The organism is Desulfoscipio sp. XC116 (assembly GCF_039851975.1).
In the GTDB taxonomy this organism is placed as follows: Bacteria; Bacillota; Desulfotomaculia; order Desulfotomaculales; family Desulfallaceae; genus Sporotomaculum.
Genome location: NZ_CP156660.1, coordinates 2,662,911 through 2,678,376 on the forward strand (window position 1 = coordinate 2,662,911; position 15,466 = coordinate 2,678,376).

Sequence of the window (15,466 nt, forward strand, 5' to 3'; positions counted from 1 at the left end):
CCTCCGTTCTGCATATGATGCTTTGGTCAGCATTCATTACCTCTCTGTCCACTGGGGGACGGGGTAGACATAGTCGGCGGATTTTACTTCCTCGGGCCAGATAACTTCCAGTTCCCCTTTTTGCCACTGCACCACATAGGTGTTGGGCTTGTTCTGGTTGGTGTAGCCTGCCCAGTCTTCAAACTTGATGGGGCCCATGATGGTGTCTATATCAGTTTCCTTCAGCGCCTGCCGGATCCCCTCGGCGTTCATTTCCGCGGCCCTGCCCAGTGCGTCGGCAATGACGTACATAGTGGCGTAAGCCTGGGCGCCGTGATAATCAGGCTCCTTGTCGTATTTCTCCTTGTAGTTTTTGAAGTAATCGCCTGCGCCCGGCCAGGTTACGCTGGGCACCCACAGGGTTGTGGAAGCCACGTAGTCCGAAGCCGCCCCGGCGTTTTCGTAGAATTCGGGCATGGTATAACCGGCACCGTTGCCCACAAAAAGCTTGGTATTGAAATTAAGCTCTTTCATCTGCTTTACAATCATGGAAGCGTCCATGACGTATGAGGTGGCGAAAATCATATCCGGGTTGCTGCTCCTCATATTGGCCAGCATGGGCTTGAAGTCGATGGCGCCGTGCTCGTAAGGCTGGTCAAACACAACATTGATGCCTCTCTTTTGACATTCATCCCTGAAACCTTTAGCTGAGGATGTGCCAAAATCAGTGTTTTCAAAGATGATGGCCACCTTTTGCGGCTTGATAACCTTCTCCATCATTTCCCAGAAAGCAATGGTGTATTTGCTGGCGGGCGCCGCGGCTCCCCTGAAAACATAACTCCATCCCTGCTGGGTAATGGTGTCGGAAGAACCGGTGACAATGAGGAACGGTGTGTTCATGGACTGGGCCGAACCGGCTATTACGTTGGTGCAGGCGCTGCTGTAGCCGCCGCTGAGCATATGCACCTTATCCTGGTTGACCAGCTTTTCGGTGGCGGATTTGGCCACATCCTGCTTGCCCTGGTCGTCCTCGTACAGAAGCTTAATCTCTTTACCGCCCACAGTGGTTTTCCCGGCGGCTTTCAATTCTTCATAGGCCATTTCAAAAGAATTCTTTTCCATTTCGCCAAACATAGCCTCACTACCAGTTAAAGGCAATATAACGCCGACTTTAACCACATCTTCGCCGCCGCCACCGCTACCGCTGCCGCCGCAACCGCCGGCAAGCAATCCCACCAACGTGACAGCCAACACTACAGCTAAGATTTGCCACCTGTTCTTTTTCACTTGAATCCCCCTTGTACAAATTAGTTGACTAATTGTCCATGCATAGCTATGTAACCCCGCTAAGTGCCCGTTACTTTTCCCTGTGAAGACCCGTTATCCTTGTCCAGTAAATAGAGAAAGATTATGACCAATAATTTTTAGATTAATCTGATACCTTAAGCCACCTCCTGTTCAGATTTTTTTACAATTGGTGTAGTGGACTCTATTTGTTAATCAGCCTTTTTAGCGGCTTGCCGGGCCCATTCCGTTCTTTTCGGGCAGGGTTCAATAGTATTATTATAACATATTGAGAATGAAGTTTGACTATAAGTTATCGAAATTTTCCATGTGTTTTGAATACATCTGAAAATCGCTGGTTTATCCCGCCCCCCTGTTTCATCAAGGCGAACGAGCTGTAATAAAAGCCGATGTATGGAAAACAGTGCCGTATGCGATGCTAATGGCAGCGGTTAAATATTGACGTTGCTTTTGAAATATGCAATAATTTTCAATAGTATAATAGAAAGATATCCCATTATTGAAACTGAGGGGAGGGACTGATTATTCGGCAATAAAACGCGTTGTGGCATAGTCTACACACGCCGGTTGATAATGAGGTATTATTTCCACTTAAATCGCTAAAAATAATCTTTATAAATTAATTTTCACCTATCATACTTGAGTGCCATAATATGATAAAGGAGGCAATATACAATGGCCAATGTACTTTCTCCAATGGTTGGAAAGTTGGTTTCCGTTGATGTTAAGGTGGGCGACCGGGTTAAGGCTAACGATGCGGTAGCCACTATCGAAGCAATGAAAATGATGGTTAAAATTTATGCCCCTTCCGACGGTACCGTACAAGAAATCAAAGTAACAGCCGGCGACGTAGTTAACACTGATACAGTAATAATGACTCTGGAGTAAGACAAGCTAACCTGTAAAGCAACTGATACATACCGGGGACTGTTCACATATGTACACTTACCATACACTACCCCGCAGTATCCGTAAGGTAACGGGCGCCGTGCATTGCGGCGCCCGTTCAGATTTTAAACCACAGCCTCTACTTTTCTAATATATAATAACAATAAATTATATAACGTACACGACCAAGAGATCCTGGGCTATACATGCCAATAGACCGGTCAACTTCACTACTATTTACACACCGTTCCCCAACTGTACACAATGAATACAATGTTAGAAATTACCTTTAGAAGTATTGTTCCAGCAAAATAACTGATAAATCAACTTTTCACTGCAATTCAGAACATTAGCAAAGAATAACGATACCTGGCACATTTTTTGCGATTATAATTATTTTGACATCATAGTTTAAATTGCATATTTCCATCTTTGACACTTGATAGAACTAAAAATCCTGCAATGCCCTGATATTAGGGGTTTTTCAAAATTTTTTACTTAACTTATTAGTCAATTGATTTTTTCTTGACAATCGGAAATGGCGCTCCAGCATCGGAGTTTATAGACTCCATCCAATTGCTTTTTTTCTTGCATAAATAAATTCAGAATAGATTCCTTCCTCATTCATCAACTTTTCATGTTTTCCTTGTTGTACAATATGTCCTCCGCTTAATACAAAGATATTATCAGCGTTTTGCACGGTTGAAAGGTGATGGGCAATCATAATAACCGTCTTATGTTTTGTAAGCTCCTCAATCGCCAGCTGCAATTGTTTTTCATTTTCAGGATCGACACTTGAAGTTGCCTCATCAAGAATAATAATGGGAGCATCTTTTAAAATTGCTCTGGCGATGGATATACGCTGCTTTTCACCGCCTGACAGACTGCAGCCTCCTTCTCCGATCAACGTATTGTATCCGTCCGGTAAATTAGATATAAATTCATGACAGCATGCTTTTTCGGAAGCTTTCACGACTTCGTCCATTGTCGCCTTCGGGCGCCCGAATTTAATATTGTTTATAATTGTCTCTTGAAATAAATATACATTTTGAAATACCATGCTGATATTTTTAAATAAGCTTTCGCAGGTATAAGCTTTGACATTATAACCTCCAAGCATTACTTCACCCTCGTTTACATCCCAGAACCTAGCGATCAAATTGCAAATTGTACTTTTTCCTCCGCCGGACGGCCCTACAATGGCCGCCGTTGTATTTTGAGGGATAGTAAGGCTTATATTGTCAAGAATCTTTCTTGAATCATAGGAAAATGATACGTTTTTAAATTCTATTTTATAATCTTCAGGTTTAATATCCGTCCCGTTTTCATCCATAAGTGGTGTCTGTTCCACGGTTTTAACCTTATCCATGCTACTATCCAGCACCCGCAATAAGGAGGAAGTGCTTCCGGCGGCTTCGATTTGGGAAAATATAACAAAACTTGAAACGATAATCATCAGTGTATTCAATAATGAAAATTCACCGCCGCTAAATAAATAACAGGCCATCATCAGCATGCCACAGCCTGCTACTTTAAAAACATATAGATAAAGAGCAATTAATTTTATAAAAGCTTTCTCTAATCCAATATTGCGCCTGCGGCTTTCCTCAATAGCATCATCGACTGAACGATTGGATTTTTCCCCAAGGCCGAAAGCTTTTACGACCGCTATCCCTTGAATATATTCCAAAACTGCGGTCACAAGCCTGCTTTGAGCTTCCTGCCTCTTTGGTGAAACAGCAATGCTTTTTTTCTGTAAAACGGAGTTTACAAGTAAACCCGTAATGATTGCGAAAATAGAGATAAGCCCAATACGCCAGTCAAAAAAGCTGATCACAATGGCAATTACAATAGCATGAACAACGCCGACTACAATATTGTTCAGAATATGACCCGCTTGAGTTTCAATATCTCCGATTGTCGTTGTTACCGCAGATGCAATTTCGCCAAGGCGGTTTGAGTTAAAATATCCCATTGGCATTCTTTTAAGTCTGTCGCCAATTTCAATCCTTTTATCCGCACACATATTAAAACAAGCAACCTGGGCTTTACTGTTGGCAATGGACCCGAATATGATTTTTCCTACTACTCCAACGAGCAGAATCAAAAATGCACCGATGACTGTTTCTATTGTAATTTGGCTTCCGTTTCTTTTTACAAGAACAATACTATTTAAGCTATATACAATCCCCAAAACAGGAATAACCTCACAAATGGTCAAGATAACACTATAAACAAAGGATTGTATTATGGCACTCTTGTTTCTGCCTGAAAACTCCAGCAACCTTTTTATCGTCTTAATCATCGTTTTTCCCTCCTGCCTCCTTCATGTCCATATCCTTAGTCCTGACATGAGCTTCCCACATATCCTGGTATATTTCGCATCTTGTTAACAATTCGTTATGGGTTCCCTGGGCGGCTATTTCACCTTGATTCATTACGATAATATTATCCGCCGACATTATTGTTGAAAGCCTGTGGGCAATGACTATCAGTGTTTTTCCTTTGACGAGCTTGGATATGGATTCTTGTATTATCGCTTCATTTTCCGGATCGGTATAAGCCGTGGCTTCGTCCAATACAATAACCGGGCTGTTTTTAATAATTGCTCTGGCAATTGAAATGCGTTGTTTCTCGCCGCCCGAAAAATGATTACCGGCTTCACCGGCCAAGGTATCATATCCATGTTCCAGAGACATAATAAAATCGTGACAGCTGGCTTTCTTGGCAGCTTCTATTATTTCTTCATCTGTTGCATCTTTTTTACCAACACGAATATTTTCTCTTACTGACATATTGAATAAAAAACAATCCTGCGACACATAAGAAATGATATTGCTTATGTGGTCTAACGGCAGTTTCTTCACATCGATATTTCCTAACGTTATTTGTCCGCTTTTTGCTTCCCAAAAGCTTGCTATTAACTTGGCAATGGTGGATTTTCCCGAACCGGAAGGACCTACGATTGCGGTTATTCCCTTCGGGACAGTTTCAAAGGATATGCTATGCAAAATTTCCGTGTCATTATAGCCGAAAGAAACATCTTCAAATTTTATTTTATAACTCTTTAACTCTTTATAATCCGAAGGACGGTTAAGTTCATCGGCATCAAGTATTTCACCTATTTTTCCAATAATGGTGCTCAGGGAAGCAATCCCGTCAGTAAGATTCATCGCCTGAATCAGTGGACCTACGAGACCGAATGATAATATAAGGCAGGAAATAAGTGTTTCCAGTGTCAAAGTCCCGTCCATATAAAAGTAAAGCCCGGAAGGAAGGACAAAAAGCAAAGTAGCGGGCATCGTATACATAACTGCCGAATACAGCAATAGAGTATTTTTAAAGAATAGAGTAACTGCCGAACAATTATTGTTTACATCATTCGTGTATTTCTCATAAGAACGTGCGGATTGATTGAATGCCTTAATGGTTTCAATGCCGTTAATGTATTCTACAACGGTTGCATTCATTGCATTTTCGGCTTCAACACGTTTCTGATAATAATAAACGTATTTGTTCATCAGCAGCTTATATAAAAATAACCCGATTGGTATGGTGACCAGAGAAATAAGAGCGATACGCCAATCCAGATAGAATAAATATGTAAATATACATACGGGAACCAATAAATTCGAGGTCATCTCAGGTATGATATGGGCAAGGGGCTGTTCCATTTTTTCCACCGTATCGACAAGGGTTGTTTTCAATTCTCCGGAGGGAGTTTCCAGTACATAGCCCAATGGTAATTTTGGAAGCTTTTTTACCAATTCACCCCGAATGTTTTTTAAAATTGTATATGTTGCTTCATGGGATAAAGTAGTGGATATTGCGTGAAAGATTACTTTCCCGGTATATCCCCCCAATGCCAGAAGAACGCTCAAGACGAGTTCCTTAAAAGTATAGTTTTTACTTATAATCTTTACTGTAATGCTTGCAGCGACGAAATAGGGGAGCATACCGCAACCGACACCCAATACCGCAATGGTGACTGACAATATCATTTTTGTTCTGCATTGTGAAGCAAATAGCAATAACCTTCCAAAAGCACTCTCTTTCTTATCTTCCATTTTGATCTCCTTTGAGAATAATTTTTTAGTCTGATATAAAAATAGGATATAATCATTACCGTTAGATGTTTCTAACCTTCCTGAATTATATCCTACAAGCGGTTATTTATCTGCTCCAATAACTCCTTTTCACTCCAAAGCCGCAGAAGAATTGTTCTTTCTGTAGCAAATCGGAGTAACGCCCACAATATCTGAAAAGGCTTTGGAAAATTTGCTGGCATTCTGATAACCGACTGTAATTGCAATCTCTGTCACGCTATTGTTTGTACTGCGAAGCATATCCGCCGCTTTTTTAATTCTGAATTCCTTAATAAAGGCATAGTAGGTCTTCCCGTATATCTCCTTGAAACACTCTGAAAATGCCCTGGAACTGATATGATGTTTTTCTGCAACTTCTTTGATTGTCAAATGCTCCTCCATATTTTCCGTTACTTCTTTTTTTATTTGCTTAACTTTATCGGTCAAATGTCGTTCAAAATACTTTTCTTTTGATTCCATTGCTTCCATGTCATCATCGATCAGAAGAATAACAAGCTCCGCAAATTTCAGCACTGTTTTTTCTTTCCAAAACGTATCATTCAATATAATCATTTTACTCATGATTTCCTTTATCTTATATCTGTTGGACAGCAACATAAATTTACCGCATTGCTTCATTTTTTGAATCAGCACGCTGCTTGTAATTTGGGTATCCATAAATATTGTTTTAAGAAATCCGTCTAACTTTGTTTCTGTGGTAACAATGGAAATCCCCTCATAGTTTCCTAAAGGAAAGATATGTTTATGATGTTTGTCGCCTAAAAGTGCAGCTATAAAATCACCTGAACCTATATAAAATACCTTATGATTTTTATAGTCCATTTCGCATCTCCCGGAAATACAATAATTCATCCGAATAAATCCGGTTTCTTCCATAGGAAACACCTCGGGAGTTTGCAGCGTTAAATCATGATAGATAATCCATATGCCGTCAAATATTTCGGATTGAACAGTCTTTCCGCGTATATAATGCTTGTCATAATGAAAAACCGCTCTGTTATCAACTTGCTCGACTTTTTCCACCAAGCTGCGGAAAGAAAATTGATGATCTGCATCTGCCGAAGATAATTTTTTATTCATTTCATCAACTCTTTTATATTTTTTCTGGTGAAACTGAAGGAGGCTGAGGGTAAAGTCTCAGCCTCCATTCTCAGCTTATTGTACTGGCTTGATATTATCAATTTCAAACATGACTGGCGTATCGGTAAAAGTATAATCCTTAATTTTGTTTGTATTAAACAATATCAAGTCTTTGGCATAGTATAGCGGCAGTTCGAGTACATTGTCATTGCTGAAATTAAGAATCCTGCCAAATAATTCATTCACTTTTGCTTGATCATCAATAACCATGGTTTCTTGGATGTCCGCTAGGAATTTGTCGCTTCCCTCAATGGCCTTTAACGATGGAGTATGCGGTGAAGAATTGATCATTTTGGGGAAGTTTATCTGTGGTTCCGTGTTTTCTTCGGTTGCCCAGATGATCAGTCCGTAATTGCCGGCCACACCTTCCTGCCACCAGGTCATCATATCCTGGCCTTCAGTCTGAGCATCAATTCCGATTTCCCTAAGCTGACTTTTTATGGTAGTCGCCAGCATTTTATTCATGACTTCGCCGGAGTCATAGGTTAACTTAAAAGAAAGTGGCTTGCCGTCCTTTTCACGCAGTCCGGCGCTTGCGTTCATTTTCCAGCCCGCACTGTCAAGCAGCTGTTCCGCTTTTCCTTTGTCGTAAGTACGGATAGTGTTAAGCTTTACATCTGAAAGGAAATTGCCATCAGGGAAAAGGTCCGGAGCAGGGTTCTGATTACCGTGAAACAATCCGTCGCAAATAGCCTGCTTATCAATACCGTAGGCGATGGCTTCACGAACTGATTTGTCTGAAAGTATCGGATTGGCCGCATTCAAGACAAGGCTGACAGTTTTTGTGTCAACGGGGGAAACGACACCTTTAATACCGTCGAAGGATGCCGCCTGCTTGTAATCGTCCCAGGAAATGAGTGTACTGCCATAAATCATGTCGATTTCACCTTTTTGCAAGGCAAGCAGGCGAGCGGAAGCTTCCGGAATATACTTTACGATTATTTCATCGTAATATGGCTCATCTCCCCAGTAGTTTTCATTCTTTATAAAATTGACGTACTCCCCGTCTTTAACTTCACTGTAAATATAAGGACCTGTTCCTACAACCCCCTTCATGGTTTGAAAATTGTCTTCTTCAATAACCTTGGGCGAAACGCAAACCATTATTTCGCGAAAGGTGAAGTCATTCAGATAACCGAAATATGGGGTGTCATAATGGAAGGTAACGGTATAATCGTCTACAACCTCAATTTCCTTGATATTGACTACACCCGGCCAGGCCCGGAAATTAGGAGTTTTACTCTTGAAAACAAAATTGTCTTTCACTGCTTGGGCGTTGAATTTCCCGCCATCGTGAAAGGTTACATTGTCTCTCAGTGTAAAAGTCAGGTCGCGGCCGTCTTGGGAAAAATTCCAGCTCTTTGCAAGCCACGGTTTAACCTCGCCGTCCTCGTAATTTACCAGCCCTTCATAGCAAAGTCTTGTCGCCGAAAGGTTTTGAGCATCCATATTGAGAGGGTAAAGCGTAGTCAGCTCCGCACCGACCGCTAAGGTAAGTGTTTTTTTCTCCTTTTCGCCTGAAGTTTTGCCGGAAGTATTGTCGCAGCCTGCAAATACAGTGCAGAGAAGCATCAGGCAGGTGCAAACAGCCAGCAGTTTTGATAAAAATTTGCTTTTCATTTCTTTTAGCTCCTTTCATAAAATTGGAATTGCATTTTTTATTGTTTAACGCCCTCACGGGCAATTTTTCCGTTTTTCATAACAAGGACCTTATCGGACAGCCTATAGGCGCCGGTTTTATGATGCGTGATAAAAAGGCATCCGAATTGGTGCTCTTTATGATAGGCTTCAAGCAGGTCCAAAACTGAACTTTGAGAGATTAAATCAAGCCCGCTCAATACCTCGTCAAGCACAAGATATTTGGGGTGCACGGATAAGGCGCGAAGCAGCGATAGCCTTTGCTGTTCCCCGCCTGAAAGTTGTTTTGTCGGTACTTTCAAAAGCTTTTCATTCATTCCTACAAGCGATATAAGCTCAAAAATACGTTTTTGCCTTTCGGATCTGCTTAGGTCGGTTAAGTTGACAAGGGCTTCTTCAACATTGTGATATACCGAAAGCTTTGGATTCAGCGTTCCGCGGGTATCTTGAAACACAGCCTGTATTTTACTGCGAAACTGGCGATATTCAGAAGGCTTTAATTCCGGAACGCTGCGGCCATCCAAGACAACTTTGCCGGAATCGGGTTCTTCAATTCCTAAAACGATTCTTGCAAGCGTGCTTTTTCCTGTTCCTGAGTCGCCGGTTACGGATATAAATTCGCCGGGCGATATTTTAAAATTTATATCAGACAGCACGCTGAACATCACACCCTTATGATCAGAATATTTTTTATTCAAGCGTTCAATTTGTATTCCGTCCATATGAAACTCCTTTCCTCCATTTTTTTATGGGCTGCCGCAAATGCGCTTGTCCACTTCTGTTCCGGTGCTGAAAGCAGCTTTTCTGTCGTTCCTGTTTCAGTTATTTTGCCATGCTCCATAACAAACACGTTTTCACATAGTACACTTAAAGCTTCAACATCATGCGAAATGAAAAGAATGCCCGTCTCTTTTTTCTGCTTTTTCAAAATCCGTGTCAATATTTCCCGGTTATCCTCATCCAGCGCACTTGTAGGTTCATCTGCAAGAATATATTTAGGTCGGAGGGCAAGCATCAGAGCCACGGCGATACGCTGCAACATACCTCCCGATAGTTGTCCGGGATAACTTCGGAGAATTCTGTTACAGTCTTTTAGATTAAACGTTGTCAGCTTTTCTGTGCTTAAGTCATCGGCATCACTTTTTGAAATTCCGAGACGGATACAAAGAGTTTCCCGCATCTGGGTACCGATTTTTACTCTCGGATCAAAGGCGGTCATCGGATTTTGGGGAATGAACCCGATTGTTTTTCCGCATAATTCCCTGCGTTCCCTTGTGTCCAATTTGCTTATATCCTTGTTATCCACGAAAATATTCCCTTTAATGACGGCACAGCTTTTGTCAAGTATCCCCGCAATGCTTTTCAGCAGAGTTGTTTTCCCTGAACCGGAGGCTCCCGTCAAACCTATGATGTGGCCTGAACCAACAGCAAGAGAAGCGCCGTCAAGCAACAGCGTACCATTCCTTGCTTTAACTGATAAACCGTCGATTCTAAGCATAATAATCACCTCCTTTAGAAGCCGCACGTCCCAACAAATGGAAGGACAGTGTACTCAAAAAAATGAATACCACAGGATAAAAGGTCAGTCCCGGATGAGACAGCATCATCTGGTTGGAATCGGCAACCATTGACCCCCATTCAATGACATTATCACCGAGCCCAAGGCCAATAAATGAAAATCCGACAATCGCCAGCACCATGTCTGCACAGGATAAACAAATAAACCTCACCACATCGGAAACCAGATTCGGCAGTATATGCCAAAATAAAACCCTCAGCTTTCCCGCCCCCGAGGTAACAGCGCACATGACATAAGCACGGCTCATTTCAATTTCAGCTCTTGTTTTGACCAACTTTATCAGTCGTAAAAAGAGCGATAGAGTGATTGCAACAAGCATTGTTAAAACGCCGTTGCCCCAGGCGGCAATAAAAATAATTAAATAGGCTATGGGCGGAATTGCCGTTACAGCATTCAAAATGCTTTCAAACAATACGCCCTCTTTGTCTTTCGGTCTGCTGATCAGCAATCCGGTAACCATTCCTAAAACGGCGACACAAAAGCAACCGAGCGCAACAATTCCGATGGTTGTTCTGCCTCCGTACAAAAGACGAGAAAGTGTACATCTTCCAAGAGTATCGGTTCCGAGGGGATATCTTAAGCAAGGCTGTGCAAGCCTGTTGGACATATCAACACATTGCGGGTCGTTAGGAGCAAATAAATATCCAAAACAGCACAAAACTAAAATAAATATTGGGAAACTTATCTGGAATATTTTTTTCTGTTTCATTCTTTTGCCTCCTTGGTACGAATATCCCGCCTGAGATGCCATTGAAGAATTGTTGCGGCAAAATCAAGCAGCACAAGCATTATGGCAAGAAACAACACGGAGGCGTGAATAAGGGGAGCATCCCGATTAATTACGCTGTCTATAATCAAATATCCGAGACCCGGAAGTGAAAACACACGCTCAACAATCGCAGCTGCCGCAAGACAAAGACCTATCATCTGGGCGAAGTTCGGTACCAAATCTATGACAGAATGAGATAGAGCATGAAAAAGCAATATCCGTCCTTCCTTCAAACCTCTGCATCGCGCGAAAAAAGCATAATCCTCATTCATTTCTCTTTCCAAACTTCCAGCAAGCATTTGTGAGTAAAAAGCAATACCACCGACCGACAGGCAAAGCGCGGCCGGCAGATACTTCATCAATCCGGTATTACCCGTAACTGAAATAAAGTCGGACTGAAAAGCAAAATACTGGATAAAGAGCAGCGCAAGATAGAAGGCAGGAATAGAAATCCCAATGATACTGAGTACGGTAAGGAACTTTCCCACAAGGCTTTCTCTTATCAAGTATTGCAGACACCCAAACAGCAGCACACCAATCATCATTAAAACAGCTGAAAGGCCAACCACACAAAGACTAACGGGAATTGATTTGGAAAGCTCCGCTAAAACAGGTTTACCGCTTGCAAGGGAAATGCCGAATTCGCCGCCAAGGGCATCCCTTACCCATGTGAAATATTGAATCGCCAAAGGCTTATCGAGCCCTAATTCTATGCGGGCTTCAGCAATTTGTTCCGTAGTAACAATTGGCGAATTGCGCATTACATATGCCGCCGCGGGATCTACCGGCGACAAACGCATAAGCGTAAAGGAAAGCAACGTAACAAAGAGCAAAGAAAATATCATAACTGCGATTCTCCTTGCTATGTAACGCCATTGTTTTGCTCTCAATATTTGCTACCTCCAAATAGGCCTTATTTGAGTTAGTAATGCCTAACTCCATAATAATAAAAATGCCCCGACTGGGCCCGTCAAGCTGAGACAACACATACCATATACAATAAACTAGCATGAAATGAAAAGAAACGTTAATCCGCCAAGTCGGATTTTTTCCTTTAAAGACAAAATTTTTTTCTGCAGTCGGAACATAAAGCTGATTTCATCTTTCAATGCGGATTCTGATTTTAGAGAATAATCGGAGTTGAAGTAGGTTACATTTTCTTTCGTCAGCCATTTACACACGCAAAGGCCATCCAGAAAATATTCTGTATTAATTGGATGAAGACCTAACGTCTCCGCCACTTCGACAGAAGTTTGGAGTTCCTGCAAATTGGCAAATAGGCAAAATTCAACAGCCGTCAACAGCAATTTTGCTTTAAACATAGGTTCCGTAATAATATCCAAAAAATCACGAAAACCATCAGGCGGATGTGGAAATTGCTCCAATTTCCATTCCCCTTTCAAATTTCATATCCCGAAAACTACCTTTCGGCAAAGAAATCCCCGCCTCTTGAAATAGTTTTTCCGGCAGCTACTATTTCCATTTTGGGTATTGAGTTCCTTGCTAAACCAGCTAAAAAGCTCTTTAGCAATCGCTAAAGAGCTTTTTGTTCAATAATAATCAAACGTACTCCCACCATCACTCGTGGTGTTGTCCGTATCCCAAAGAATAGGCAGGTCTTCTGGCTCAAGTCTCATTGCTTCCCCTGCCTTCCCGGTTTCCCAGTGGCATTCCGGAGAATCTCCACTCTCACAGCGACGGGACCGCGCGGGCTTTTACCCGACTTCCCCTTTCACCAGAGCATGCATCAATTTTTCATATATATCCCCGGCACCTGTTCCGCATATTCATTTGCCAAATCTTTTAATTCAATATATAACATAAAGTAAAATAAAAACGTTAATCTTCCAAGTCGGATTCAACCCCTTGAAGACAAATTTTTTTTCTGTAGTTGGAAGGGGACAATTTCATTGCCTTTTGAAAAACCGACGAAAACTTGGCAGGGTTTTTATAGCCCACCTTTTCGGATATTTCGGCGATACTTAATGAAGAACTTCTGAGCATTTCGGCAGCTGCCTGCAATCTGTACTCACGCATATAGGTAAGCATCGGAACGCCATATATCCCCTTAAAGCATAATTTCATAGAAGTTATCGGGATAGCATATTTTTCAGATAATTCAACTAGTGTATAGCGGTTTTCAAGATGTTCAATTAAGAATTTTCGTATTTTTTTTATGGTGTCAACCTGTGGCTTATAAAAATACGGTCTTTTTTCACTTGCTTTTGTTTCATCGACGGAGCTTAAAAAAAGAAAAAGCTCCATAATCTTTAACTTAATATATCCTTCGCGCATTTCGTCCGGAGCATTATATAGTTCTGAAAAAACATGTTGTACTGAATCTGTCGCCCGCAGGATAAAGCAACCGATATCTGATGCGGTTTTCTTCCTGATTTGTTCAAAATCTATTTTGATATTTCCTAACGTTTCAAACAGCTTTTTTAAGGTTATTGAGGCCTTGGGTATGTCTATAACAATCGAAATTCCATGATAATGCGAAAGAGGGAAACATAAGAAATCACCAGGGTGCGCCACCAAATTTATTGTTAAATCTCCCTCGCCTAAATATTCGCAACCTCCAGATTTGAACTCGCATTCAGCTCGCCCCTCGCGGCAGTGATTTATTTCGATAATATCCGAATTCGATATATTTCGGCGTTTAAAACCGTCAGACATATGAAAGTCATTGTAATATACCTCAACACCGGGAAAGATGTTATAATTCGTAATAACTCCGTTTCCTGTTTTATTTTCAATGTAGTATACAGTACAAGTCTCGTTCTGCGACAATACGCATACTCCATTACCGCATAGTTCTATTTTTATACGCTTATCCGAACAATAATTGACTGACTCGTTTTTATACATCTTCAATCGTGCATCTTGGGGTTTTTCCGCATCCGCAGGTATTGTCCAGGACCGTCCAGAGCAAGCAATGCCATAAATACGATTTTTCTCGCACAATCTTTGGATACGGCGCTCAGAAATGCCCCAATTTTCTGTTGCTTCTTTAATCGAAACATAATTAAACATTATTTTCCTCCGCATAAGTAAATGTCACAGTTATACTTCTTCACCGAAGAATTTATGATTTTATCTTAATAACATCTCTTTTCAATCCCGGTCAAAAAACGCATCATCTGAGAAAAAAAACGTGGTATAAAAGATATTTTTAAACGGTAATGATAACCATTCTCATTATTATAATATATTACAATAATTCGTTAGTCAAGTAAAATTTGCAAATTATAGAATAACAAAGTAGATATTTTGGTTTGCTGTTGTTCGATTAAGCTTGGCTTTATCGTGGTATGAGTATAAGCACGACAATCAGCAACGGGTTTTTGACAGTTGAAGACCTAAGTTTAGGTACAGCCAGTTTCTACTCCACCTGTCCTAACCAAAGCCTTTACAGTTGCGGGCTCGCATTAGATGTCGCCGTACTTTCTTCTTTAGCCAGTCCCTTACATAGCCAAAACATCGGCTAGAGTTTATAATCCACTAATAATTCACCCAGCCATATAGAACAGGGGTAATAACTCTTTCCACTGGTTGTGATTGAAAACGGCGGAAGGTTTCTTTAAATTGGGCCAATATTTTAGTATGTGCCTTCATTCGGTTCCAAATCTTGTAGAGGTTGTTCTTGAAGCTTTCTTCAAATGCTTCCGTAAACCCCCACTTATAGAAGTGGGAGTCTTGAAATTTGATTAAAACTAAACATACTTAACTACCACTATTGTTTACACACACCAAGCCAACTGTCTACGATACATACAAAGTTAATTTCCGCCTCCACATTATTTGCCCTGTAAGATATCCGACAGGCCCATATTTTCATAGCTGTTCGCCAAAACTCGGTACACAGAAACGATACCTGGCACATTTTTTGCGATTATAATTTATCGTAATTATGTCGTAAAGCTATACACAAAAGCATACACCAAATATTTAGTCAGTGAACTCGTTCAGCTAAAGCTGAATATCGATGGCTTCAGATGGGGAATCTACCCCACCTGAAGTAAAAATAAACATTCCCATTTATAGAAGTGGGCGTCTTGGAAA

At 41.2% G+C, this 15,466-nt stretch carries 12 protein-coding genes and 1 riboswitch; of the genes, 1 reads left to right on the forward strand and 11 read right to left on the reverse strand.

The window, feature by feature from the left end; genetic code table 11:
- Positions 1–36 precede the first annotated feature (36 nt).
- Entirely contained in the window at positions 37–1,266 is a 1,230-nt protein-coding gene (locus ABDB91_RS12805) for an ABC transporter substrate-binding protein (RefSeq protein ID WP_347488103.1), read from the reverse strand.
- Between the two features lie 693 nt (positions 1,267–1,959).
- On the opposite strand from ABDB91_RS12805, the gene ABDB91_RS12810 reads away from it, so the two are divergent.
- Positions 1,960–2,172 (forward strand): biotin/lipoyl-containing protein, encoded by a 213-nt coding sequence (locus tag ABDB91_RS12810; protein WP_347488104.1) that lies wholly within the window; start codon positions 1,960–1,962, stop codon positions 2,170–2,172.
- 559 nt (positions 2,173–2,731) lie between these two features.
- Here ABDB91_RS12810 and ABDB91_RS12815 read toward each other — a convergent pair.
- The 10 genes from ABDB91_RS12815 to ABDB91_RS12860 all read right to left on the reverse strand — a co-directional run bounded on the left by ABDB91_RS12815 (position 2,732) and on the right by ABDB91_RS12860 (position 14,437).
- On the reverse strand, positions 2,732–4,477 hold the full coding sequence (locus ABDB91_RS12815; protein WP_347488105.1) for an ABC transporter ATP-binding protein: 1,746 nt from the start codon (positions 4,475–4,477) through the stop codon (positions 2,732–2,734).
- A complete protein-coding gene (locus ABDB91_RS12820; protein WP_347488106.1) occupies positions 4,470–6,239 on the reverse strand; it encodes an ABC transporter ATP-binding protein in 1,770 nt (589 codons plus the stop codon). Before ABDB91_RS12820 ends, ABDB91_RS12815 begins: the two co-directional genes overlap by 8 nt.
- Before the next feature lie 129 nt (positions 6,240–6,368).
- Positions 6,369–7,358 (reverse strand): AraC family transcriptional regulator, encoded by a 990-nt coding sequence (locus ABDB91_RS12825; protein ID WP_347488107.1) that lies wholly within the window; start codon positions 7,356–7,358, stop codon positions 6,369–6,371.
- A 75-nt stretch (positions 7,359–7,433) separates the two neighbouring features.
- Positions 7,434–9,038, reverse strand: coding sequence for an ABC transporter substrate-binding protein (locus ABDB91_RS12830; RefSeq protein WP_347488108.1), 1,605 nt, complete (start codon positions 9,036–9,038; stop codon positions 7,434–7,436).
- 38 nt (positions 9,039–9,076) lie between these two features.
- Positions 9,077–9,778, reverse strand: a complete 702-nt coding sequence (locus tag ABDB91_RS12835; protein WP_347488109.1) for a dipeptide/oligopeptide/nickel ABC transporter ATP-binding protein — start codon at positions 9,776–9,778, stop codon at positions 9,077–9,079.
- Positions 9,751–10,554: an ABC transporter ATP-binding protein gene (locus ABDB91_RS12840; RefSeq protein ID WP_347488110.1), complete on the reverse strand. Its 804-nt coding sequence runs from the start codon at positions 10,552–10,554 to the stop codon at positions 9,751–9,753. The genes ABDB91_RS12835 and ABDB91_RS12840 overlap by 28 nt, the downstream gene beginning before the upstream one ends.
- A complete protein-coding gene (locus tag ABDB91_RS12845; protein WP_347488111.1) occupies positions 10,547–11,344 on the reverse strand; it encodes an ABC transporter permease in 798 nt (265 codons plus the stop codon). The genes ABDB91_RS12840 and ABDB91_RS12845 overlap by 8 nt, the downstream gene beginning before the upstream one ends.
- Positions 11,341–12,294, reverse strand: coding sequence for an ABC transporter permease (locus ABDB91_RS12850; RefSeq protein ID WP_347488112.1), 954 nt, complete (start codon positions 12,292–12,294; stop codon positions 11,341–11,343). Before ABDB91_RS12850 ends, ABDB91_RS12845 begins: the two co-directional genes overlap by 4 nt.
- A gap of 114 nt (positions 12,295–12,408) precedes the next feature.
- Positions 12,409–12,789 carry a hypothetical protein gene (locus tag ABDB91_RS12855; RefSeq protein ID WP_347488113.1) on the reverse strand — a complete coding sequence of 127 codons (381 nt, stop codon included), beginning with the start codon at positions 12,787–12,789 and terminating at the stop codon, positions 12,409–12,411.
- 208 nt (positions 12,790–12,997) lie between these two features.
- Positions 12,998–13,197, reverse strand: a riboswitch (cobalamin riboswitch).
- A gap of 46 nt (positions 13,198–13,243) precedes the next feature.
- On the reverse strand, positions 13,244–14,437 hold the full coding sequence (locus tag ABDB91_RS12860) for an AraC family transcriptional regulator (RefSeq protein ID WP_347488114.1): 1,194 nt from the start codon (positions 14,435–14,437) through the stop codon (positions 13,244–13,246).
- Positions 14,438–15,466: the final 1,029 nt, after the last annotated feature.